The sequence below is a fragment of the Kitasatospora sp. NPDC052868 genome (genome assembly GCF_044547105.1).
Classification (GTDB): domain Bacteria; phylum Actinomycetota; class Actinomycetes; order Streptomycetales; family Streptomycetaceae; genus Kitasatospora.
The window spans coordinates 146136-167918 of sequence record NZ_JBITZW010000006.1; the positions used below are offsets into that span (position 1 = coordinate 146136).

Here is a 21783-nt window from a genome sequence, read left to right on the forward strand (position 1 = left end):
GGCGCGGAGGCGGCTCCTGGCTCGGGGCGGGACCGGTCTGGATCGTGTCTGTCACGGCCCACCGGTCCCGCCCCACTCTCCTTCACCCGACTGCGGCATCCGGCCGCGGCCGGGGCGTCGGCACCGGAATCCGTCCGGTCAGCGCGCCGAGGCGCGGCAGCGTCTGCGCGCACGGTAGGACGGGACCGGCGCCTTGCCGCGCGCGGCCTTCACCGGCACCCGCTGCGGCGGGGCCGAGGACAACGGCTCGACCGACCCCTCTCTCGGCAGGAACGAGGAGAGAAACCGCCGCTCGGTCTGGCTGAGTTTGCGGGAGCGCCCGGATTCGCGATCCCGGGCGACCACCACGGTGCGCGCCCGCATATAGGTCAGCGGATCACGGCAGACATTCACCACGACATGGGCCGAACTGCGCCCCAGCTGCTCCACCGTCAGCCGCACCAGCAGCGGCTCCGGCTGGTGGTGCAACTGCTCCAGGTAATCGATCTCATGACGGGCGATCAGGAATCCGGACGGAAAAAGGGATTCCCGGACGGCCTCCGCATGGTGGCAGAACAGGTCGTAAATCCCCTCCTGGACGTAGGAGACCAGCCGGGCGTTGTTGATGTGCCCGTTCTCGTCGACGTCGCTCCAGCGAGTGGGGCAGGCCAGGACGTGCGCGTTCGAGTGCGGCGCGCTCACCGCTTCTTCAGCCCGGAGTCGCCCATCCCGGCGGCTGCCGCAACGGGCAGCAGCGCCCGCTGCAACCGGGCGTAGTAGACGGCGTGTTCGGACGCCATCCGGGCCGCCGTCCAGCCCTCCTCGGCGGCCTCGGCGGCGGCCTGCACGACCAGGCTGTCGAGCACGCCGTCGACGGCCCGGCAGAGCTCGGCGACCGCCGCCAGGCGCTCGGGGACGTCGGCACCCCGCGTCCCGCCCCGGGCCGGGAATGCCGCGAGCGAGTCCACAGCGAGCTGCAGATCGTCCGCGGTACCCGGCCGGATTTCCGAAAGGCAATTTCGCACGTTTTTTCTCCCGAAACAGATACGGCCCGGTCAGGTGTGTTCGAATTGACCAGAGCGGTTCGCTACCCCCCGGCGCTATGGACGCTATCCCAGCGCGGGCGGCGGGCCGAATGTTTGGGGAAGCCAGCGGGAAACTGACCACCATTGGAGTAGTTTGCCGGGGCATAAAATCTGCCGCATCATCCGAATGCCTTTCGCGCGGGGCCCTGGGGAGGCCCCGGTCAGCCCGGGCGGCCCGTCCACCAGCGCGCCTTGTAGAGGTGCGCCCCGGTCAGCAGGCGGGTGCCCTCCGGGCGGTGGAGGGTGAGCACCGAGGTGCACCAGCTGCAGGGCCCGGCGTGGTCGGGGGCGGTGGTGAGCAGGCGGCCGGTGCCGGGCTCGTCGCCGATGCTCTTGATGCCCCGCGCGGCGCCCTCGGTGGCGAACCGGACGGGGTCGAACCGGTCCGCCGCCGGGTCGAACCGCCACAGGTGCGCGGCCGTGCTCACCCAGAACCGGCCGGGTTCGGCCAGCACGGGCGCCAGGTCGTGCCCCTCGGCCTCCGGCAGCGGGACGGTCCGGACGGGCGTGAGCACCGGCACGGCCGCCGTGCCGTCCACCCGCAGGGCGGCCAGCACCCGGTCGCCGAGGGCCCAGAGCAGCCCGGTGCGCCGGTCCCAGTGCACCCCGTGGGCGCCGGGGAGCGGATAGGCCGCGTAGGCGGTGCTTCGCGGCCCCTGCGAGGCGGTGTAGAGCCGGACCCAGCCCCCGCCGCTGGCGGCGACGGCCACGTTGCCGTCCGGGAGCAGCTCCAGGCTGTGCGGGTTGGCGCCGCTCCCGGTGTCGGCGGCCCAGTACGGCGAGCCCGTCGCGGTGTCGACGACGGCCGCCAGGCCGCCGGATGCGGTGGTCAGCAGGTAGCGGCGGCCCTGGTGGACCCGGCTCTTGGCCTCGTCCGGCATCGACCAGGTCCGGGCGGGTTCGAGGTCCGCCAGCCCGGGCTCCCGGTCCGCGCTCCAGGACCACACCACCGGGAGGCGGTCCGGCCCCTGGTAGCGCATCAGCTCCCCCGCGCTCTGCAGCACGAGGATCCGGCGGGAGGCCTGGTCGACCACCACGACCGGTCCCCCGGGCCGGGCGGCCAGGGCCGTGCCCGTCACGCCGGTCACACCCGTCGTACCGGCCGCTCCGCAGAGCGCGAGCCCGGCCAGACCCACCAGTACGGCTCGCCGCGTTCGCACCACGACCACCCCTCTGCCCTCCGGCCGCGCCCGTCGGCACGGCCGCCCGCTCCACCGTGCGGCGTGGCGGGCGGTCGTGCCAGTGGGGAGGGGCCGGACGGTCGAGGGGCGCCCGCGGTCGCGGGTCCCGTCCGTCCCTGCGTCAGCACCCGTACCAGGGCGGCGGCTGCGCCCGCCCCGGCACCGCGAGGGGCGGCCGGGGTCAGCGCCCGGAGATCCGGTCCGCGAGGCGGGCGAGCGGCGAGGTGGTGGCCCGGCCGCCCGCCTCCTGGCGGTCGGCCGCGTGGTAGACGGCGTACAGGGCGTGCACGCCGAGCCAGCGCAGCGGCTCCGGCTCCCAGCGGCGGACGGTGTGGCCGACCCAGGGCAGCCGGGTGAGCTCGGTGTCCCGGCCGAGGACGAGGTCGCGCAGGGTGCGGCCGGCCAGGTTGGCGGTGGTGACCCCGCTGCCGACGTAGCCGCCCGCCCAGCCGAGGCCGGTGGCCCGGTCGAGCTCCACGGTGGCGCACCAGTCCCGGGGCACCCCGAGGACGCCGGCCCAGGCGTGGTCGATCCGCGCCCCGGCTGCGCCCGGGAAGAAGCGGTCCAGGATCTCGCGCAGCTGGCGGACGGTGGCCTGCTGGGTGGTGCCGTCGGAGTCGGTGCGCGAACCGTAGCGGTACGGGACCCCGCGCCCCCCGAGCGCGATCCGGTCGTCGGCGGTGCGCTGGGCGTACATGTAGGCGTGCGCGAAGTCGCCCAGCACCTCACGGCCCTCCCAGCCGGCCTCCGCCCAGAACGAGGCCGGCAGCGGCTCGGTGGCGATCATGGCCGAGTTCATCGGCAGCCAGGTCCGCTTCTCGCCGCGCAGCCCCGCGGTGAAGCCCTCGGTCGCCCGCAGCACGTGGTCCGCGGTGACGGTCCCGTACGGAGTGACGGCCCGGGGGCGCCGGCCGGGCGCGCCGGGGAGGATCTCGGTGACCGGAGTCCCCTCGTGGATCCGCACCCCGAGCGCCGCCGCCACCCGGGCCAGGCCCTGGGCCAGCTTGGCGGGCTGGATCCGGGCGCCGTACGAGGTCCAGGTGCCGCCGAGCGCCCCGGCGACGCGGATCCGGTCGGCGGTCTGCGCGGCCGACAGCAGCTCGACCCTGCCCGCCCCGAAGCCCTGCTCCGTCTCCGCGAACTCCCGCAGCCGCAGCAGCTGCGCCGGCGTCCGGGCCACCTCCAGCACCCCGCCCTGGACGAGGTCCGCGTCGATGCCCTCGGCGGCGGCGGTGCCGGCCACCTCGCCGACCGCCTCGTCCATCACCCGCTGCATCGCGGCGGCCCGCTCGCGCCCGTACCGGCGGGCGAAGGCGCTCCGCCCGGCGAACCCGTTGTACAGCCAGCCGCCGTTGCGCCCCGACGCCCCGTACCCGCAGAACCGCGCCTCCAGCAGGGCCACCCGCAGCCCGGGGTCGGCCTTCTTCAGGTGGTAGGCGGTCCAGAGCCCGGTGTACCCGCCGCCGACGATGCAGACGTCGACGTCCAGATCCCCCGTCGGTGCCGGTCGGGGCTCCGGCAGCCCGGTCCGGGCGTACCAGAAGGAGACCCCACCGTTGACGGCCGGAAGCTCGCTGCGGCTCACCGGAATCTCCTCTCGCTCCATGATCTGCCAGGACGCTACCCGCCGTCCCGAGCGGCCGACCACGGACACAGTGCCAGGAACCGCCCACCGCCCGCTGCACCCTGTCAGGGCGCCCGGCCCCGGCCCGCACCCGCCCCGGCCCCGCCCCCGACCCCACCCCGCACCCGCCGGCACTCGGCCGGTACCGACGCCAAGTAGCGGCTCGTGCAGAGCGGTTCGATGGGGACCGGATCCACCCGGAGCCGCAAATGCCGCCAAAGGTTGGACCACACGTGACCGCGCCGGGCGGCGGGGCGTTGACAGGGCACGTCCCACACCCTCCCGGAGGCCCCATGCGCACCATGCTCCGCACCGCCCTCACCGCCGCGGTCCTCGGCGCCGCCCTGCTGCCCGCCACCGGCGCCACCGCCCAATCGGCGCCCAGGGCCGCGAACCAGGGCTACAGCATCCCCGTCGGCGGGATCACCGACCTCGGCGCGCTGCCCGTGCTCGGCTCCCTCGGGAACGACTTCGCCCGACTGCTCGGCCAGTAGCGGGAGGCCGGCACACCCGCCGCGGGAGGCGCGCACGCGGCGACCGCGGGCGGATCCCCGCCGAGAGCGCCGGATCCCCGCCACGCCCCCCGGCGGGGATCCGCCGGGGGCGCCTGCGTGCGTCTCCCCGCGCCGGGAGTCGACGATCCGCACGGGCCCGCCACCGGGTCGAACACTGCCGCGAAGCGCTCCCGCCACCCGCCGGCCACCCCCCGAAACAGGGCGACACACGGCGGCAACACCCGTGTCCACCAGGCAAAACAGCGATTGACAGCAGGCCCCGGCCTTCAGCACGATGAGCGCCGAGCCCACTCGCAGCACAGCCGGAAGGAGGGCCGATGACCACCGCTCGCCGTGTCCAGAGCCCTGCCTGTCCCCGCTCCTGCTGCGCCCTGCGCCCCTGCTGCGTCCTGCGCCGCTGTTGTCGCCGCGGAGCGCTCACCCGCTGATCCGCTCGCTCGGATCGGCGTCCCGCACGGCACGGCCGTGCCCGCACGTCCGGTGCCACCCGCTTCTCCCCGCATACCCTGCGCCGCGCCGCGCCGCGCCGCCGCCATGCCGCACCCCCGCATGCCCGGCGCCCGCCCTCCCCCTTCCCTTCGCTCCACGTGAAAGCCGAGGAACCGCCATGACCACCGCTGCCCGCACCGAACTTCGCCTCACCCCGGCCGCCGGCCGGATCGGCGCGATCGTCCACGACGTCCGCCTCGGCGGCGGCCTGCCCGCCGAGACCGTCGCCGCCGTCGAGGCCGCGCTGTACGAGCACAAGGTGCTCTTCTTCCGTGGCCAGGACCACCTGGACGACGCCGAACACGAGGCGTTCGCCCGGCTGTTGGGCCACCCCGTCGGCCACCCGACCGTCCCCAGCGCCGACGGCCGGTACATCTTCGAACTGGACGCCACCAAGGGTGTCCGCGCCAACAACTGGCACACCGACGTCACCTTCGTCCCGTCCTACCCGAAGGCGTCCATCCTCCGGTCGCTGGAGCTCCCGCCGGCCGGCGGCAGCACCGTGTGGGCCAACACCGTCGCCGCCTACCAGGACCTGCCGCAGCCGCTGAAGGTGCTGGCCGAGAGCCTGCGGGCGGTGCACACCAACGACTACGACTACGCGGCGAGCCTGGCGCTGCGCCCCGAGCTGGCGGACAACGCCGACATCGCCCGGCTGTTCCGCCAGGTGTTCGTCTCGACCGCGTTCAAGACCGAGCACCCGGTGGTCCGCGTGCACCCCGTGACCGGGGAGAAGACGCTGCTGCTCGGCGCCTTCGCGCAGCGCATCCAGGGCGTCTCGGGTGCGGACAGCCGCGCACTGCTGGAGCTGTTCCAGCGCTACGTGGAGCGGCTGGAGAACACCGTGCGCTGGGACTGGCAGGTCGGCGACGTGGCGATCTGGGACAACCGGGCGACCCAGCACTACGCGGTCAACGACTACGGCGACGAGCCGCGCCTGGTCCGCCGGATCACCCTGGACGGGGACCTGCCGGTGGGCGTCGACGGCACCCCGAGCCGCCTGCTGGAGCCGACCGAGCCGCCGAAGGTGCCCGGCCTGGTCCCCGCCGAGGAGCTCGAGGCCACCCTCCAGGCGTAAGGCCCGCCTTCCCGTCCCGTCGTTCCCCCCGATCGCACCCGATCGCCCCCCGTGAAGGACCCGCCATGACCGCGTTCACCTCCCCGTCCGCCTCCGGCCTCTCCCGGCGCGCCCTGCTGCGCGGGGGTGTCGCCGGAGCCGGTCTGCTGGCGCTGGCGGCCTGCCGCTCGGCCGCGGACACCGCCTCCTCCCCCGCGGGCGGCTCGGCGGGCCCGCGCCGGGGCGGCGTCCTCACGGTGGGCACCGGGATCGACTTCACCCCGAGCCTGCTGTTCGCCCAGAGCGCCAACACCCTCGTCCAGCGCCTCGTCTTCAACACCCTGACCAGGTACGACGACAAGCTCCGGCCGCAGCCCGAACTGGCCACCTCCTGGCAGCTCGGCGCGGACGGCACCAGCGTCACGCTCAAGCTGCGCGAGGACGTGCTCTTCCACAGCGGCCGCAGGTTCACCGCGGACGACGTGGTGTTCGCCGTCAAGAACCTGCAGAACCCGTCCCGTTCGGCCCAGTTGCGCTCCACCGCGGCGGCGGTCACCGACTTCCGCAAGAACGGCGACTTCGAGCTGACCCTCGTCCTCGCCCACCCGGTCAGCAACCTCTTCGACCTCTTCGAGTTCATGATCATCCCCGACTCGGCCAGCGTCGAGGACGCCGTCGCCGGGACGAGGCTGATCGGCACCGGCCCGTTCACCTTCACCGAGCGCAAGCCCGGCAGCTCGATCACCTTCGCCCGCAACGACAGGTACTGGAACCCGGGCCGCCCCTACCTGGACGGGGTCGAGATACGGATCGTCCCGCAGGCGGAGTCCCTGCTGTCCTCGCTCAAGACCGGCCAGACCCACCTCTCCTACGGCGTCCGCGGCAAGGACGCGGCCACCCTCAAGAACGACCCGCAGTTCCGGATCAAGCAGTACGACACCGGATCCGGCGCCTACTACATCGGCGCCAACCTCACCGCCGAGCACGTGGGCGACAAGCGGGTCCGGCAGGCCATCGCCTGGGCCGTGGACCGCGACCGGCTGGTGCAGCAGGCGCTCGGCGGGTACGGCACCGTCTCGGCCGCGCCCTGGCCCAAGTCCTCGCCCGCGTACAGCGAGGCCAACGCCACCCGCTACACCCACAACCCCGACCGGGCCCGGGCGCTGCTCAGGGAGGCCGGACTCGACACCATCACCCTCCCGTTCGCGCACTCCAACGACCCGGGCAACACCGCGATCGCCCAGATCCTGCAGTACGACCTCAAGCAGGTCGGCATCGAGACGGTGCTCCAGCCCACCGACTCCCCCACCATGCAGAAGCAGTTGATCGCCCAGTCCATGCCGGCCCTGTGGACGCTCAGCCACGGCTTCGCCCAACTCCAGCCCGCCACCCTCGCGGTGAGCGCCTACCCGTTCAACGAGGCCAAGAACAGCTCGCGCTTCAGCTCACCCGCCTACACCGACGTCGTCCAGCAGGCCTGGAACCGCTCGGACGGCTCCGGCCCCGAGGCCAAGGCCCTCTACCAGCAGATCACCGACGTGCTGCTGGACGAGGAGTTCGTGATCGACCTCGCCATCGGCGGCCTGGTGGAGGTGGCCGGCAGCAAGACGGCGGGCGCCGACCTCAACAAGTTCGGCTACCTGATCCTCGACGACGCCTACCTGACGGCCTGACCGATGCGAACCTTCCTGTTCAAACGGCTGCCCTCCGGGCTGCTCGTCCTCGTCCTCGCCTCCTTCCTGGTCTTCCTCATCCTGCGGCTGATCCCCGGCGACCCGGCCACCTCGCTCGCCGGGCCCGACGCCGGACCGGAGGCCGTCGCCGCCATCCGCGGCCGGCTCGGCCTCGACCAGCCGCTGCTCTCGCAGTACGCCGGCTGGCTCAGCGACCTCCTCACCGGGGACCTCGGCCCCAGCTACGCGATCGGCGGCCAGGTCGCCGACCTGATCGGCAACGGGCTCGGTGCCACCGTCCAACTCACCCTCGGCGCCCTGCTGCTGGTGGTGGTGATCGCGCTGCCGCTCGGCGTGCTCGGCGCCACCACCCGGCGCCGGCCGGTCGCCGCCGCCGTCCGCGCCTTCACCACGGCCGTCCTCGCGGTGCCGCCGTTCGTCACCGGCGTCCTGCTGGTGCTGCTCTTCGCGGTCACCCTCGGACTGCTGCCGGCCGGCGGCCACGAGTCCCTGCTCGACCAGCCCGACCTCGCCGTGCAGTACCTGCTGATGCCCGCCGTCTGCCTGGCACTGCCGAGCGCCGCCGTGCTCGCCCGGTACCTCAAGGACGGCATGGAGCGCGCCCTCGCCGAGGACTACGTCCGGACCGCCACCGCCCTCGGCGTCTCCCGCCGGCGGATCGTCTGGCAGCACGCGCTGCCCAACGCACTGCCGTCCGCGATCACCGTGCTCGGCCTGCAGATCGGCCAACTCATCGCCGGGGCCGTACTGGTGGAGCGGATCTTCGCCTGGCCGGGCCTCGGCCAGCTGATCGAGCAGGGCGTGATCCGCCGCGACTACCCGGTCGTGCAGGACCTCCTGCTGCTGATCGTCGCCGTCTATGTCGCCGTCCAGCTGCTCACCGACCTGGTGTACGCGTGGCTGGACCCCCGGATCCGGTGGGAGTGACCGATGACCGTCCTGACCGCCAAGGCGCCGCCGCGCACCGCCCGCGTACCCCGCAACCGGTACCTGGCCGGCCTGCTCACCGGGCGCGGCCTCACCGGCCTGGCCCTGGTCGGCGTGATCGCGCTGGCCGGCCTGTTCGCGCCGCTGCTGACCGACCTCGACCCGAACGCCCAGAGCGCCCTCGCGCTCGCCGGCCCCAGCACCGACCACCCCTTCGGCACCGACGACCTGGGCCGCGACCTCTACAGCCGGGTGCTGCACGGCATCGGCACCGACCTCGCGATCACCCTCAGCGCCGTCCCGGTCGGCGCCCTGCTCGGCTGCTCCCTCGCCCTGCTCGCGGCCTCCTCCCGCTGGGCGGACGTCGCCGTCCAGCGCGGCTTCGACCTGCTGCTCGCCTTCCCCGGCATCATCCTGGCGCTCGCCGTGACCGCCGTGCTGGGCCCCGGCCGCTGGCCGGTGCTCATCGTCATCGCGCTCGCCGAGATCCCCGGCTTCGGGCGACAGCTGCGGGCCGGCATCCTGGTCCAGCGCGAGCGCGAGTACGCGCTGGCCGCCCGGGTCGGCGGGGCGTCCCGGCTGCGGGTACTGCTGCGCCACGTCGTGCCCAACTCCGCCGACCCGCTGATCGTGCAGAGCGCCGTCGCACTCTCCATCGGCGTCTTCATCGAAGGCGCGATGAGCTTCCTGGGCCTGGGTGTCCGCCCGCCGGAGCCCACCCTCGGCTCGATCCTCAGCCAGTCCGTCGCCTACCTCGACACCCACCCCGCCTTCGCGGCCGTCCCGCTCGCCGCGACCACCGCCCTGGTGCTCGGCTTCACGCTGATCGCCGAGGCCCTGAACAGGGGGATCCGCCGATGAGCCGCCCAGTCCTGCAGGTCCGCGACCTCTCCGTCGCCTTCGACGGGGTGACGGCCGTCGACGGGGTCGGCTTCGAGCTGGCCGCCGGCGACACCCTCGGGCTGGTCGGCGAGTCCGGCTCCGGGAAGTCGACCACCGCGCTGGCGCTGCTGCGCATGCTGCCGGCCGGCGGCCGGATCACCGGCGGCTCGGTCGAGTTGGACGGACAGGACCTCGCCGCGCTGCCCGAGACCGCCCTGCGCGGCCTGCGCGGGCGGCGGATCGCGATGGTCTTCCAGGACCCGATGTCCTCGCTCAACCCGGTGCTCACCGTCGGCAAGCAGCTCGACGAGGCCCTGCGGGCGCACGGCTCGGCCGCCCGCTCCGAGCGGGCCACCCGGGCGGCCGAGCTGCTCGACCTGGTCGGCATCCCCGGCGGCGGCGGCCGGCTGGGCGACCACCCGCATCAGTTCTCCGGCGGCCAGCGCCAGCGCATCATGATCGCGCTCGCGCTCGCCAACGAGGCCGAGGTGCTGGTCGCCGACGAGCCGACCACCGCGCTCGACCCGACCGTCCAGCAGCAGATCCTCCAACTGCTCTCCCGGATCAACCGGGAGACCGGCACCGCCCTGGTGGTGATCAGCCACGACCTCGGCGTGATCGCGCAGACCTGCCGCCGGATCCTGGTGATGCGCGACGGCCGGGTGGTCGAGCAGGGTGCCACCGGTGAGGTGCTCGCCGCACCCCGGCACCCGTACACCAAGCGGCTGCTGGCCGCCGTCCCGCGGCTGGAGGCGCCCTCCGAGGCCGCCGCCAACAGCCTCCCGGGCCCCGAACCGCTGCTGACCGTGCACGGGGTGCGCAAGACGTACGGCCCGCGCCGGCGGCCGGTCACCGCACTGGACGGCGTCGACCTGGAGCTGCACCCGGGCGAGACCCTCGGGCTGGTCGGCGAGTCCGGTTCGGGCAAGTCCACGCTGGCCCGGGCCCTCGTCCAGGTACACGCGCCCTCGGCGGGCAGCATCCGGTTCCGGGGCGAGGAGCTCGGCCGCGGCGGCGGCCGCGCCGCCCGGCGGGAGCTGCAGATGGTCTTCCAGGACCCGTACTCCTCGCTCAACCCCCGGATGACGGCCGGCCGGAACATCGAGGAGCCGCTCATCGCGCACGGGCTCGGCACCGCCGCCGAGCGGGCCGACCGGGTCGCCGAACTGCTCCAACAGGTCGGCCTGGAGCCGGAGATGGCCGACCGGCACCCGCGCGCCTTCTCCGGCGGGCAGCGCCAGCGGATCGGCATCGCCCGCGCGCTGGCGCCCGAGCCGAGCGTGCTGGTCTGCGACGAGCCGGTCTCGGCCCTGGACGTCTCGGTCCAGGCCCAGGTGATCGAGCTGCTCGCCCGGCTGCAGCGCGAGCTCGGGCTCGCCATCCTCTTCATCGCGCACGACCTCGCGGTGGTCCGCCAGGTCAGCCACCGGATCGCGGTGATGCACCGCGGCCGGATCGTCGAGACCGGCCCGGCCGACCGCGTCGTCACCGCGCCCGAACACCCGTACACCGCCGAGCTCCTGGCCGCCGTGCCGCGCCTGGACGCCGTCGGACCCGCCGTCAGGAGCGCCGTATGAGCACCGCCCCCGAGCCCGCGTCCCAGCCCGCGCAGCGCCCCGGCCGCCGCGACCCGTACGCCGGCTTCGCCGGGACCGTCGGCCGCACCTTCGGCGAGTCGGTACCCGCCTGGCCGCAGCGGGTGCGCCCGCGCGAGGGCGCACCCAACATCGTGGTCGTCCTCGTCGACGACCTGGGCTACAGCGACATCGGCCCGTTCGGCGCCGAGATCCCCACCCCCACCCTGGACCGGCTCGCCGCCCGCGGCGTCAAGCTGGCCAACTACCACACCATGCCGCTCTGCTCCCCCGCCCGGGCGGCCCTGCTCACCGGCCTCAACCCGCACCGCGTCGGCTACTCCTTCGTCGCCAACGCCGACCCCGGGTTCCCCGGCTACGGCATGGAGGTCGCCGGGGACATCCCCACGCTCGCCGAGACCCTGCACGACGAGGGCTACGCCACCTACGCCGTCGGCAAGTGGCACCTGACCCGCGACTCCGCCTCCAACGCCGCCGACAACCGCGCCAACTGGCCGCTGCAGAAGGGCTTCGACCAGTACTACGGCGTGCTGGAGGGCCTGACCAGCCTCTTCCACCCGCACCAACTCGTGCGCGACAACAGCCCGCTGGACATCGACGAGCTCCCCGAGGGCTACTACTACACCGACGACATCACCGACCAGGCCATCGCGATGGTCAAGTCGCTGCGCGCACACGACGCCGAGAAGCCGTTCTTCCTCTACCTCGCGCACAACGCCGTGCACGGCCCGCTCCAGGCGAAGCCCGAGGACCTGGCCCGGCACCGGGGCCGCTACGACGGCGGCTGGGACGAGCTGCGCGCCGCCCGCTTCGCCCGCCAGTCGGCCGCCGGACACTTCCCCGCGGGCACCGAGCTGCCCGAACGCAACTCCGAGCCCGGCCACGAGGTCGGCCCCTGGAGCGAACTCACCGACGTACAGAAGAAGTTGTACGCCCGGTACATGGAGGTGTACGCGGCGATGGTCGACAACGTCGACCAGAACCTCGGCCGGCTCACCGACACCCTGGCCGCACTCGGCGAACTCGACAACACCATCGTCGTCTTCACCTCCGACAACGGCGGCACCGGCGAGGGCGGCGCCGAGGGCACCCGCAGCTACTTCAGCCGCTTCGTCCACCACCCGCGCCTGCCCGCCGACTGGGACCCGGACGTCGAGCGGGAGATCGAGCTGATCGGCGGCCCGCAGAGCCTGGTGCACTACCCGCGCGGCTGGGGCATGGCCTCCAACACGCCGTTCCGCCTCTACAAGGGGCAGACCCACGCGGGCGGCGTCCGGGTGCCGTTCGTGCTCTCCTGGCCGGCCGGCCTGCCCCGCGCCGCGGGCGACAACGGCGTCCGCCCGCAGTACCAGTACGTCACGGACATCCTCCCCACCCTGCTGGAACTCGCCGGAGTACAGCGGCCGTCGGAGCGCGCCGGGCAGCCGGTGCAGGAGCTCGACGGGATCGGCTTCGCGCCCGTCCTGCGCGAACCGCAGGCGCCCAGTACGCACCACGAGCAGTACTGCGAGATGACCGGCAACCGCAGCTACTACCGCGACGGCTGGAAGCTGGTCACCCTGCACCGCTTCGGCACGCCCTACGACGACGGCGAGTGGGCGCTCTACGACCTGCGCACCGACCCCACCGAGATCCACGACGTCTCCGCCGAACACCCCGGCATCGTCAAGGAGTTGGCGGCGGCCTGGGAGGCGGCGGCCTGGCGCGACGGCGTCTTCCCGCTCGCCGACGGCAGCGGCGCGCTCGCCCTGCGCAACCCCGAGGACGCCCGGCTGCGGCGGCCGGTGACCCTGCTCGCGGGCACGCCCGAGCTGGAGCGGTACCGCTCCTCCAGGCTGGTCTCCTTCCGGTCCTTCGCCATCGAGGTCGATCTCGACCGGCACGGGAGCACCGACCAGGGCGTCCTGGTCTCCCACGGCGACCAGGGCGGCGGCTACAGCCTGTACGTCGAGGACGGGCGGCTGCGGTTCGCCTACAACCAGTACGGCGAGCTGTACGAGGCCGACGGCGGCCCGCTCACCCCTGGCGCCCGGCGGGTCACCGTCGAGGCGACGGCCGTGGCGGACCTCAAGTGGGAGTTCCGGCTGCTGGTCGACGGCGTCGAGGGCGGCCGGCTCGGGCCGGTCCACCAACTGATCGGCATGGCGCCGTTCCAGGGCATCAGCGTCGGCGTGGACCGCAAGTCCCCGGTCTCCTGGCCGGTGTACGAGCGGCACCGCTCCTTCCGCTACAGCGGCGGACTGCGCTCGGTCACCTACGTGCCGGGCGAGCCCGCCCCCTACGACCCGGAGACGGTCGCCCAGGCGCTGCGGGAGGCCGCGGCGGCCTTCGAGTAGCCCGCGGACCGGCGGTCCCCGGCCCCGGACGGGCCGGGGACCGCTGGGTTACCCTCGTCCGGGTGCGGCGCAGGCCCGCACACCTGCACGAGGGGGAAGCGTGATCGCCGAGATTCTGCCCGCGTCCGTGGTGGTCGAGGCCGCGTACGACGACCCGCCGCAGGCCCGGCTGGAGCCGGCCGAGGAGGCCGTCATCGCCAAGGCCGTGGAGACCCGCCGCCGGGAGTTCACCACCGTCCGGCACTGCGCCCGCCTCGCGCTCGGCCGGCTCGGCGTCCCGTACCAGCCGCTGGTGCCCGGTCGGCGCGGCGCACCCAGCTGGCCCGACGGGGTGATCGGCAGCATGACGCACTGCGCCGGCTACCGGGCCGCCGTCGTCGCCCGGCCCGGCGACCTCGCCTCGCTGGGCGTCGACGCCGAGCCGGCGCTGGCGCTCCCGGAGGGCGTGCTGGAGGCCATCGCGCTGCCCGCCGAGCAGGAGCGGATCGGCAAGCTGCTCGCCGAGCTCCCGGACCTGCCCTGGGACCGGCTGCTGTTCAGTGCCAAGGAGGCCGTCTACAAGGCCTGGTTCCCGCTCACCGGGCTGTTCCTGGAGTTCGCCGAGGCCGACATCACGCTGCGCCCGGACGGCACCTTCCACGCCGTGCTGCTGGTGCCGGGCCCGGTCGTCGGCGGCCGGACGGTCGGCGCCTTCGACGGCCGCTGGATGGTCCGCGACGGCCTGCTCGCCACGGCGATCGCCGTCCCGACCGCCGGGTAGGCCCGGTCCGGCCTCCCTTACCGCCGGCCCTACGCGAGGACGTCCGAGAGCCGGACGAAGCGCGTCCCCGCCGCGAGCAGCGCCGGGACGGCCGCCGCGATGCCGGGGGCGGTGCCGCCGCCGGGGTGGTTCATATGGGCGAGCACGATGGCGCCGGGCGGCGCGGCGGCCACCTCCCGGTGGACCTGGCCCGCAGTCAGCGTCGCGCCGCCGTCGCCGTTGACGGTGAAGCCCGCGACCCGCTGCCCGAGGTCCGAGACGATCCGGGTGGCGACGTCGTCGTAGTGGGCGGTGCCGGAGCGGAAGAACCGGGGCGGGTGTCCGAGCAGACCGGTGAGCTTCTCGGCGTTGCCCGCGACCTCGTCGTACACCCCGCCGATGTCCCGGGTGCCCGCGATGCCGTACGCGGAGCGGCCGGTCACCGAGAGCGGGCGGTGGGCGGTGCCGTGGTTGGCGATCTCGAACAGCGGGTCGGCGGCGAGGCCGTCGAACTCCTCCCGGTTGGCGTCGATCCAGCGCGCGTTGAGGAAGAGCGTGGCGGGCACGCCGTTCGTCCGGAGGAAGTCGATCAGGTCCCCGTCGTAGCCGTTCCCGCCGGGGCCGCCACAGGCGTCGAAGGTGAGCGCCACCGCGCGCTCGCCCTCCGGCAGGCCGTTGATCACCCCCGGCCCGTCCAGCCCCCACGCCGTGGGCTCGACGTCCCCGTACCGGGCGACCGCCTCGGCCCTGGTCACGGTCAGCGCGGGCGCGGGGGCCGCCGGGGCCGGGACCGGCGGCGCGGGAGGATCGGCCTCGGCCGACGGAGCCGCGGTGGAAGCCTCCGGCGGAGCCACACCCGAGACGGCCGGCACCCCGGCCCCCTCAGCGGTTACGGACCCCCCGCCGGCCCCGGCCGTGGGCTGACACCCCGCCAGCGCACCACCCGCCGCCAGCACCAGCAGCCTCCGCCGACTCAGCGACATGCCCACCTCCACAGCCGTCAGTATCGTCGGACGATCCGACTGTCTGCTTCTATGAACACTGATCGATCGCCGCCCGCAACCTCACACCCCGCCGTTCCGGCACCCCGCCCTACGGGCACTGGCACGAACCAGGACACCGGCCGGTCCGGTCCCCTGCTCCGGACGGCCCAACCGCCGACTGCTGCAGCGCGAGGCGGACGGCACCCTCACCCCGTACCCCGACCTGCGACCGGTCTGCGACCGCCCGTGGAACGAGGTCGCGGTGGACGGCCGCGGCCACGTCCACCGCATCGGCCCCGGCCTGATCGCGCCGGCCGGCCCAGACGACCCGGTACGCCGGGTGGCCGAGGGCCTGGCCTTCCCCAACGGCATGGCGGTAACGCCCGACGGCGGGACGCTCCCGTTTCCAGTGTCCAGTAGATCGATCCGGTCTCGAAGTGGCTAAAACGGACGACCGCGTCCGGGGTTCCCGTTTCATCCGTGAGCGGATATCCCAAAAATCCTCCGAAGCCGCGGAATTAAGCGCAGTGATCGCGGATTGCACCGCGATCTTCGCGCACCCCAGTCCGCGGAGACCACTCGATTGTGCCGTTCCGGAAGTCACGCCACATCTCTTCCGAGCCCTTCACTCGCCCCCTCGACCTCATCGACATCCCGCGACCAGGACAGATGCAAGATCATTAGGAGAATCAGCCCTGGGTAATGGGCCCGGGACGGAGGAAGGGAGACGCAATGCACGGGCGAGCGCGCGGGAACGTCCCTGGGCGCGCGCGTTAACGCCCTCGCGGCCTAGAATAAAATGACGCTTCGCGAAGGAGGAGCAATGCGCGGATTCCACTGCACAGATCCGTCGCACGGCAGGATCGATTTCACCGGCGCGGATGACGAGGAGCTGTTCGGACATATCAAGGCGCACGCCGCCGAGGCTCATCCCGACCTCACCGACACCCAGCTCAGGGAGATGATGGCCGGCGCCGACTGGTGGCAGTCGATGGCGACATCCGGAAACAACGCAGGGTCATCGCCGTCCGCCTACGACAAGTAGTGCGACCGGGCGTCGCCCGTCCCCCCGACGCGATCTCCGGGTAGTCGGCGACGTCGGGATGCTCCAGGCCAAAGTCCTGATGATCTTGCATCTGTCCTGGTCGCGGGTGTCCGTTTCGGAATCACGGTGACCGCAGACGGGCAACGGGTCCGGCTCGGCTCCGAGGACGGTCCGACCTGGAACCTGCCCGTCTGAACCCGCCGGGCCTGGTCGGGGTGGCACCGAGCACCCAGAGGCCCCTCCTTCCCGACGGACGGGCCCCTCGGCGGTCGGGGCGGCCTGCTGCCGGGCCGCCTTCACCGACCCGCCCCACCGCGGTGGGGCGGGGCTCACCCCGGGTTCACCCCGGGCTCACCGGCCGGGGTAGGGAGGCGGGCGAGCCGGTCCGGCAACCCCTGCCGCCGGTGCCCGCCCGCGACCGGAGGCCTCCCGTATGCCCACGCCCGAGAACGCCGACCGTCCCCCGCTCGCCCGCCGCCACCTGCTCCAGGCGGGCCTGGCCACCGGCACGGCCACCGCGTTCGGCCTCGCCGCCGCCGGCTCCGCCGAGGCCGCCCCGGCCGACACCGTACTCACCCTCACCGGCCACCTCCCCACCGGCGCACCGGACTTCGTCTACCTACCGTTCGAAGTACCGGCCGGGGTACGGGAGATCGCCGTCTCCTACAGCTACGACAAGCCACCCGTACCGGCCGGCACCCCCGGAAACTCCTGCGACATCGGCCTGTTCGACGAGCGCGGGACGGACCTCGGCGGCCGCGGCTTCCGGGGCTGGTCGGGCGGGTTCCGCACCGAGTTCGCCGTCGCCCGCGACCAGGCGACCCCCGGCTACCTGCCGGGCCCGATCCGGCCCGGCACCTGGCACGTGGTACTCGGCCCCTACCAGGTGGCCCCGCAGGGGCTCGACTACACCGTCCGCGTCACACTCCGATTCGGCGCCCCCGGGCCCGAGTTCACCCCGTCCTACCCCTCCGAGCGGGCCCGCGGACGCGGCCGCGCCTGGTACCGGGGCGACTGCCATCTGCACACCGTGCACTCCGACGGGCGGCGGCTGCCGGCCGAGGTCGCGGAGGGCGCCCGGGCGGCCGGGCTGGACTTCATCGTCTCGACCGACCACAACACCACCTCCTCGCACGCCGTCTGGGGCCCGCTGGCCGGACCGGACCTGCTGATCGTGCTGGGCGAGGAGGTCACCACCCGCAACGGCCACTGGCTGGCGCTCGGTCTCCAGCCGGGCCGGTTCGTCGACTGGCGGTACCGCTCGCGGGACGAGGCCTTCCCCCGGCTCGCCCGCCAAGTACGCCGCCAGGGAGGCCTGGTGGTGCCCGCGCACCCGTACTGCCCGTACGTCGCCTGCCAGTGGAAGTTCGGCTACCAGGACGCCGACGCGGTGGAGATCTGGAACGGCCCGTGGACATACGACGACGAGTCGGCGGTGGACACCTGGGACGCCCAACTCGCCGTCGCCCTGCGGGAGGACCGGCCCTGGCTGCCCGCCGTCGGCAACAGCGACGCGCACAGCGCCCCGCAGGTGATCGGCTCGCCGCACACCGTCGTCCGGGCCGAGGACCTCACCCGGGACGCGGTCCTCGACGGCCTGCGCTCCGGACACAGCTGGCTGGCCGAATCCGCCTCCGTGCAGCTGGACTTCACCGCCACCGGCGGCGGCCGCCAGGCGGGCATCGGCGAGCAGCTGACCGTCCCGGCGGACGCGCCGGTGGACGTCCGGCTGGCGGTGTCCGGGGTGCCGGGCGGGACGGTCCGGCTGCTGACCGACGAGGGCCAACTGCACCAGGAGTCCCTGCCCGCCGAGGGCGCGGGCACGGTGGTCTGGCGGACGACGGCCTCGCTCGCCGCCTACGTCCGCGCGGAGGTCCGCCACCCGAAGGCCGACGGCACCCCCGGCAAGGGCAACTCGATGGGCGCCGACCTCCCCTGGGGTCCGATGGCGGCGCTCACCAACCCGATCGTGCTGCGCAGCGGGGAGCGGTAGCGACGGTAGGGGAGGCGTCGGGGCGGCGGCGTGGACTAGGTTGATCTCGGCGCCGGGCGCCCGCCCCGGCCCGCCCGTCCATCGCCGGCTCGCGAAGGGATCAGCAGCTGTGAACCGTACGACCGTAGGTGGACCGGAACTCGGGGGCGGCCGGGGATCCGGCGGCGTCGTCGTGCTCTCCGGCCGACCCGGGGCCGGGGAGGACGCGGTCGCACCGCTGCTCGCGGAGGCGCTGCACCCGGGCGCGCACCTGCGCGCGGAGGACTTCCGGCAGGCGATCCGGCGGGGGCACGTCGAGCCGCACCTGCCGGAGGCCCGGCGGCAGAACGAGACGGTGCTGACGGCCACGGCCCAGGCCGCCTTCGCCTATGCGAGCGGCGGCTACCAGGTGGTGGTCGAGGGCCCGATCGCCCCGTCGGACCTGGCCGCCTTCCGCCGGGAGAGCCGGGCCACCGGCGCGCCCCTGCACTATGTGCTGCTGTGCCCCGAACCGGCCCAGGAGGACTCCCGGCCGACGGGCGAGAGGCCCTTCGGCGGCCTCGGCGCGCTGGAGCGGCACGAGCTCCCGGTGGACCCGGCGGGCGACGCGGCGGCCACGGCGAAGACCGTACTGGAGGGGCTGCTCCGGGGCGCGTACCTGCTGGGTTGGTAGCGCCGCTCCGAGATGGGCCCGGTCCTGGTGAACCCGGGACGGCCCGGGCGCCGTTGACCAGAGCGGAGGCCCGCCCGCCGTGAACCGGGTCGGCCCCCGGCCTGGTCGGCCACCGGCCCCGGTGGGCCACCGCTCGCCCTGTCGCGGCGGCCCGCCCCGGCCGTCCCGGCCCGCCCTCTCCCCGGCGGGCCGGGGCCGCTCCGCCATGGCTACGGCCGTGGCCACGGCGAAGGCCCGCACCTGCGCACCGCCCGCGCTGACAGCCCCTACACGCCCGCCGCGTGGACCGCGTCGAGCCGGGCCAGCTCCTCCTCGGAGAGCCGCAGCGCACCGGCCGCCACGTTCTCGACCAGGTGGTCCGGGTCACCGGTGCCGGGGATGGCCAGCACGTGCGGGCCGCGGTGCAGGGTCCACGCCAACCGGACCTGCGCGACGCTGATCCCGCGCTCACGGGCGATCGCGAGCACCTCGTCGCTGTCCTTGCCGATCGCACCCCCCTGGCCGCCCGCACCGGCGATCGCGTAGAACGGCACGAACGCGATGCCCTGCTCACCGCAGATCCGCAGCACCTCCTCCTGCTCGGGCGAGGCGCCGATCCCGTACCGGTTCTGCACGCAGACCACCGGCGCGATGGCCTGGGCCTCGGCGAGGTGCCCTGCGTTGACGTTGGAGATGCCCAGGTGCCGGATGAGCCCGGCCTCCCGCAGGCGGGCCAGCGCGCCGAAGCGCTCGGCGATCGAGTCCGCGCCGACGATCCGCAGGTTCACCACGTCCAGGTGGTCGCGGCCGAGCTGGCGCAGGTTCTCCTCGACCTGGCCGCGCAGCTCCTCCGGAGTGCGGGCGTGGGGCACCCAGTCCCCCGACGGGCCCCGGGACGGGCCGACCTTGGTGGTGATGACCAGCTCGTCCGCGTAGGGCGCCAGGGCCCGGTTGATCAGCTCGTTGGCGGAGCGCAGCGAGGAGAAGTAGAACGCGGCGGTGTCGATGTGGTTCACCCCGAGCTCGACGGCCCGGCGCAGCACGGTGATCGCCTGTTCGCGATCGCGCGGCACGCCGTTGCCGAGCGCCTCGCCGTACTGCGCCAGGCGCATCGCGCCGAACCCGATCCGGTTGACGGTCAGGTCGCCGAGCTTCCAGGTGCCCGCGGCCGCCGCGGTGATGGTCTCTGAGGTCATGACGGGAGTCTGTCAGCCGCCCGCCGGGGCTCCTCCGCGAAATGGCAGCATGCTGCCAGCGCCCCACGCCGGCCTGACCGGGCCGCCTCAGACAAAGCCCTACGCCCCCACCACCCCGTCGATGCTCTCGCGCAGGAAGTCGGCGTGCCCGTTGTGGCGGGCGTACTCGTGGATCAGGTGCAGCATCACCAGCCGCAGCGAGACGTCCTCGCCCCAGCGGTCGAAGTAGCCCGTGACGTCCAGCGACTCCGCCTCCCGCTCGATCCGCCGGGCGTGCTCGACCTCGGCCTGCCAGGCCTCGAAGGCCTCGGCCCGGGAGGAGTCGGTCGCGTCGTAGGCCACCTGGAAGTCCCCCTCCGGGGACCAGACCCACGGGATGTCCTCCTTGTTGATCACCCGTCGGAACCAGGCCCGCTCCACCTCCGCCATGTGCCGCACCAGCCCGAGCAGGCTGAGCGTGGACGGCGGGCTCGACTTGAGCCGCAGCTGTTCGTCGGTGAGCCCGTCGCACTTCAGGGCGAGCGTCGCCCGGTGGTAGTCCAGAAAGGCGCGCAGCATCTCGCGCTCGCCCCCGGTCAGCGGCGGCGCGATGCGTTCGGTGGTCATCCTGTTCCCCTTCACGACGGTTCGGACCTGCTGTCCCGGTTCACCATCTAGGTGCTTCCGGCCCGCACTGTCCACTCCTTTTACTCCCGACCCGTTCCCGGCCTCGTGCACCGCACGCGTACCGCACGCCCACCAACGGCGGATTCGTCATTCGGTATGACCGTCAACTCACTTGCCCCCCACGTCATCCGGTCGATTTCCGGCGTTCGCCCGCCATCAGGTTTGGGTACGTACTGCGGCGCGCCCCGAGCGGCGGGCACGACCGCAGCCCCTGGCCACCCCGGCCCTTCCGTCCCACGGCGCCTTCCGAACCGAGCGAGTCTGGGCACGCACCCGAAGCCCCGGGCGGCGACCCGAGAGGAGACCGAGCAATCCATGAACCACGACCGCATCCCCGCAACCGTGCGCCAGACGTACGGCGTGGGCGACCTCGCGATGGCGGCCAGCTTCGCCGGCGGCTTCATCAACTTCGGCGACTGGCGCGGGATCGACACCACCTCTCCGAGCGCCGAGGACCGGGTCCACAGCCAGGAGCAGCTGTACCGCCGGGTGCTGAGCGCCTTTCCCGGGCCGGCCGAGCGGCTTCGGCTGGCCGAGGTGGGCTGCGGGCGCGGGCTGGGTGCGGCGCTCGCGCTGCGGGAGTTCCGGTTCGCCGCGGTGACCGGGGTGGACATCCACCCGGACCAGGTCGAGCGCGCCCGAACGGTCAACTCCAAGGCGCTGGCGACGTTCCCGGACCGGCTGGCCTACGTCCTCGGTGCGGCCGACGAGCTGCCCTTCCAGGGCGGTTCGCTGGACGGCGTCTACTCGGTGGAGGCGGCCCAGCACTTCCGCGAGCTGACCGGCTTCGCCCGCGAGGCGGCGCGGGTGCTGCGTCCGGGCGGGCGGCTGGTGGTGACGACCTTCTTCAGCTCCGGCCCGGAGGTCGCCGAGCGGCTGAGCATCCTGCTGGGCAGCTTCGCCGACGGCCTGGACGTCGCCCATCCGCTCGACGCCTTCACCGCCGACCTCAGGGACGCCGGCTTCACGGGCGTCCGCAGCGCGTCGATCGGCGCCGACGTCTGGCCGGGCCTGGACCGCTACCTGGAGGACACCGTCCCGCCCGGCCACTGGACCCGCAACTTCCTCCCCGCCTGGAGGAACGGCCTGCTCGACTACCACCTCGTCACCGCCGACCGCGCCTGACGGCGGCCGGATACCCCGTCCACCTGAGCCGACCGACCCCG

General features: G+C 73.9%; 21 protein-coding genes. 12 read left to right on the top strand and 9 right to left on the bottom strand.

Going from position 1 to position 21783, the window contains the following annotated elements; genetic code table 11:
• Positions 1 to 138: 138 nt before the first annotated feature.
• The 4 genes from ACIGZJ_RS12960 to ACIGZJ_RS12975 form a co-directional block, all read right to left on the bottom strand.
• A complete protein-coding gene (locus ACIGZJ_RS12960; RefSeq protein ID WP_392940139.1) occupies positions 139 to 681 on the bottom strand; it encodes an acyl-CoA thioesterase in 543 nt (180 codons plus the stop codon).
• On the bottom strand, positions 678 to 947 hold the full coding sequence (locus ACIGZJ_RS12965; protein ID WP_392940140.1) for a hypothetical protein: 270 nt from the start codon (positions 945 to 947) through the stop codon (positions 678 to 680). The genes ACIGZJ_RS12960 and ACIGZJ_RS12965 overlap by 4 nt, the downstream gene beginning before the upstream one ends.
• Positions 948 to 1225: 278 nt before the next feature.
• Positions 1226 to 2224: a DUF6528 family protein gene (locus ACIGZJ_RS12970; RefSeq protein WP_396457229.1), complete on the bottom strand. Its 999-nt coding sequence runs from the start codon at positions 2222 to 2224 to the stop codon at positions 1226 to 1228.
• A 202-nt stretch (positions 2225 to 2426) separates the two neighbouring features.
• Positions 2427 to 3851: an NAD(P)/FAD-dependent oxidoreductase gene (locus tag ACIGZJ_RS12975; protein WP_396457230.1), complete on the bottom strand. Its 1425-nt coding sequence runs from the start codon at positions 3849 to 3851 to the stop codon at positions 2427 to 2429.
• A 311-nt stretch (positions 3852 to 4162) separates the two neighbouring features.
• On the opposite strand from ACIGZJ_RS12975, the gene ACIGZJ_RS12980 reads away from it, so the two are divergent.
• The 8 genes from ACIGZJ_RS12980 (at position 4163) to ACIGZJ_RS13015 (ending at position 14124) form a co-directional block, all read left to right on the top strand.
• Positions 4163 to 4363: a hypothetical protein gene (locus ACIGZJ_RS12980; protein ID WP_396457231.1), complete on the top strand. Its 201-nt coding sequence runs from the start codon at positions 4163 to 4165 to the stop codon at positions 4361 to 4363.
• Positions 4364 to 4991: 628 nt separating this feature from the next.
• Positions 4992 to 5951, top strand: coding sequence for a TauD/TfdA dioxygenase family protein (locus ACIGZJ_RS12985; RefSeq protein ID WP_396457232.1), 960 nt, complete (start codon positions 4992 to 4994; stop codon positions 5949 to 5951).
• Between the two features lie 65 nt (positions 5952 to 6016).
• Positions 6017 to 7603, top strand: a complete 1587-nt coding sequence (locus ACIGZJ_RS12990) for an ABC transporter substrate-binding protein (RefSeq protein ID WP_396457233.1) — start codon at positions 6017 to 6019, stop codon at positions 7601 to 7603.
• A gap of 3 nt (positions 7604 to 7606) precedes the next feature.
• Positions 7607 to 8551 (top strand): ABC transporter permease, encoded by a 945-nt coding sequence (locus ACIGZJ_RS12995; RefSeq protein WP_396457234.1) that lies wholly within the window; start codon positions 7607 to 7609, stop codon positions 8549 to 8551.
• Positions 8552 to 8554: 3 nt separating this feature from the next.
• Positions 8555 to 9412, top strand: a complete 858-nt coding sequence (locus ACIGZJ_RS13000) for an ABC transporter permease (protein ID WP_396457235.1) — start codon at positions 8555 to 8557, stop codon at positions 9410 to 9412.
• Positions 9409 to 11010, top strand: coding sequence for a dipeptide ABC transporter ATP-binding protein (locus ACIGZJ_RS13005; protein ID WP_396457236.1), 1602 nt, complete (start codon positions 9409 to 9411; stop codon positions 11008 to 11010). Before ACIGZJ_RS13000 ends, ACIGZJ_RS13005 begins: the two co-directional genes overlap by 4 nt.
• Positions 11007 to 13364 carry an arylsulfatase gene (locus tag ACIGZJ_RS13010; RefSeq protein ID WP_396457237.1) on the top strand — a complete coding sequence of 786 codons (2358 nt, stop codon included), beginning with the start codon at positions 11007 to 11009 and terminating at the stop codon, positions 13362 to 13364. Before ACIGZJ_RS13005 ends, ACIGZJ_RS13010 begins: the two co-directional genes overlap by 4 nt.
• A 100-nt stretch (positions 13365 to 13464) precedes the next feature.
• Positions 13465 to 14124, top strand: coding sequence for a 4'-phosphopantetheinyl transferase (locus ACIGZJ_RS13015; protein ID WP_396457238.1), 660 nt, complete (start codon positions 13465 to 13467; stop codon positions 14122 to 14124).
• A gap of 29 nt (positions 14125 to 14153) precedes the next feature.
• Here the strand turns inward: ACIGZJ_RS13015 and ACIGZJ_RS13020 are convergent, their stop codons facing one another.
• From ACIGZJ_RS13020 to ACIGZJ_RS13030, 3 genes are all read right to left on the bottom strand, one after another.
• On the bottom strand, positions 14154 to 14858 hold the full coding sequence (locus tag ACIGZJ_RS13020) for a polysaccharide deacetylase family protein (RefSeq protein WP_396457239.1): 705 nt from the start codon (positions 14856 to 14858) through the stop codon (positions 14154 to 14156).
• Positions 14859 to 15292: 434 nt separating this feature from the next.
• Positions 15293 to 15583: a hypothetical protein gene (locus ACIGZJ_RS13025; RefSeq protein WP_396457240.1), complete on the bottom strand. Its 291-nt coding sequence runs from the start codon at positions 15581 to 15583 to the stop codon at positions 15293 to 15295.
• 21 nt (positions 15584 to 15604) lie between these two features.
• Complete coding sequence (locus ACIGZJ_RS13030; RefSeq protein ID WP_396457241.1) at positions 15605 to 15739, bottom strand: hypothetical protein; 135 nt, start codon at positions 15737 to 15739, stop codon at positions 15605 to 15607.
• Between the two features lie 170 nt (positions 15740 to 15909).
• Between ACIGZJ_RS13030 and ACIGZJ_RS13035 the strand changes: the two genes are divergently transcribed.
• The 3 genes from ACIGZJ_RS13035 (at position 15910) to ACIGZJ_RS13045 (ending at position 18776) form a co-directional block, all read left to right on the top strand.
• Positions 15910 to 16131 carry a hypothetical protein gene (locus ACIGZJ_RS13035; RefSeq protein ID WP_396457242.1) on the top strand — a complete coding sequence of 74 codons (222 nt, stop codon included), beginning with the start codon at positions 15910 to 15912 and terminating at the stop codon, positions 16129 to 16131.
• Between the two features lie 433 nt (positions 16132 to 16564).
• On the top strand, positions 16565 to 18124 hold the full coding sequence (locus ACIGZJ_RS13040; RefSeq protein WP_396457243.1) for a CehA/McbA family metallohydrolase: 1560 nt from the start codon (positions 16565 to 16567) through the stop codon (positions 18122 to 18124).
• A gap of 109 nt (positions 18125 to 18233) precedes the next feature.
• Positions 18234 to 18776 carry an ATP-binding protein gene (locus tag ACIGZJ_RS13045; RefSeq protein WP_396457244.1) on the top strand — a complete coding sequence of 181 codons (543 nt, stop codon included), beginning with the start codon at positions 18234 to 18236 and terminating at the stop codon, positions 18774 to 18776.
• Positions 18777 to 19042: 266 nt separating this feature from the next.
• On the opposite strand, the gene ACIGZJ_RS13050 is transcribed toward ACIGZJ_RS13045, so the two are convergent.
• Together ACIGZJ_RS13050 and ACIGZJ_RS13055 are read right to left on the bottom strand one after the other, a co-directional pair.
• A complete protein-coding gene (locus ACIGZJ_RS13050; RefSeq protein WP_396457245.1) occupies positions 19043 to 19951 on the bottom strand; it encodes an oxidoreductase in 909 nt (302 codons plus the stop codon).
• Positions 19952 to 20050: 99 nt separating this feature from the next.
• Positions 20051 to 20557 (bottom strand): DinB family protein, encoded by a 507-nt coding sequence (locus ACIGZJ_RS13055; protein WP_396457246.1) that lies wholly within the window; start codon positions 20555 to 20557, stop codon positions 20051 to 20053.
• A 375-nt stretch (positions 20558 to 20932) separates the two neighbouring features.
• Here ACIGZJ_RS13055 and ACIGZJ_RS13060 point away from each other — a divergent pair, with 375 nt between their 5' ends.
• Positions 20933 to 21742: a class I SAM-dependent methyltransferase gene (locus ACIGZJ_RS13060; protein ID WP_396457247.1), complete on the top strand. Its 810-nt coding sequence runs from the start codon at positions 20933 to 20935 to the stop codon at positions 21740 to 21742.
• The last annotated feature ends 41 nt before the right edge of the window (positions 21743 to 21783 follow it).

Bases quoted from the DNA above. Each gene is read 5' to 3' on its own strand.
- ACIGZJ_RS12975 (WP_396457230.1), bottom strand. From the start codon at position 3,851: ATGGAGCGAGAGGAGATTCCGGTGAGCCGCAGCGAGCTTCCGGCCGTC.
- ACIGZJ_RS12980 (WP_396457231.1), top strand. From the start codon at position 4,163: ATGCGCACCATGCTCCGCACCGCCCTCACCGCCGCGGTCCTCGGCGCC.
- ACIGZJ_RS12985 (WP_396457232.1), top strand. From the start codon at position 4,992: ATGACCACCGCTGCCCGCACCGAACTTCGCCTCACCCCGGCCGCCGGC.
- ACIGZJ_RS12990 (WP_396457233.1), top strand. From the start codon at position 6,017: ATGACCGCGTTCACCTCCCCGTCCGCCTCCGGCCTCTCCCGGCGCGCC.
- ACIGZJ_RS12995 (WP_396457234.1), top strand. From the start codon at position 7,607: ATGCGAACCTTCCTGTTCAAACGGCTGCCCTCCGGGCTGCTCGTCCTC.
- ACIGZJ_RS13000 (WP_396457235.1), top strand. From the start codon at position 8,555: ATGACCGTCCTGACCGCCAAGGCGCCGCCGCGCACCGCCCGCGTACCC.
- ACIGZJ_RS13005 (WP_396457236.1), top strand. From the start codon at position 9,409: ATGAGCCGCCCAGTCCTGCAGGTCCGCGACCTCTCCGTCGCCTTCGAC.
- ACIGZJ_RS13010 (WP_396457237.1), top strand. From the start codon at position 11,007: ATGAGCACCGCCCCCGAGCCCGCGTCCCAGCCCGCGCAGCGCCCCGGC.
- ACIGZJ_RS13030 (WP_396457241.1), bottom strand. From the start codon at position 15,739: ATGTCGATGAGGTCGAGGGGGCGAGTGAAGGGCTCGGAAGAGATGTGG.
- ACIGZJ_RS13035 (WP_396457242.1), top strand. From the start codon at position 15,910: ATGCGCGGATTCCACTGCACAGATCCGTCGCACGGCAGGATCGATTTC.
- ACIGZJ_RS13040 (WP_396457243.1), top strand. From the start codon at position 16,565: ATGCCCACGCCCGAGAACGCCGACCGTCCCCCGCTCGCCCGCCGCCAC.
- ACIGZJ_RS13050 (WP_396457245.1), bottom strand. From the start codon at position 19,951: ATGACCTCAGAGACCATCACCGCGGCGGCCGCGGGCACCTGGAAGCTC.
- ACIGZJ_RS13055 (WP_396457246.1), bottom strand. From the start codon at position 20,557: ATGACCACCGAACGCATCGCGCCGCCGCTGACCGGGGGCGAGCGCGAG.
- ACIGZJ_RS13060 (WP_396457247.1), top strand. From the start codon at position 20,933: ATGAACCACGACCGCATCCCCGCAACCGTGCGCCAGACGTACGGCGTG.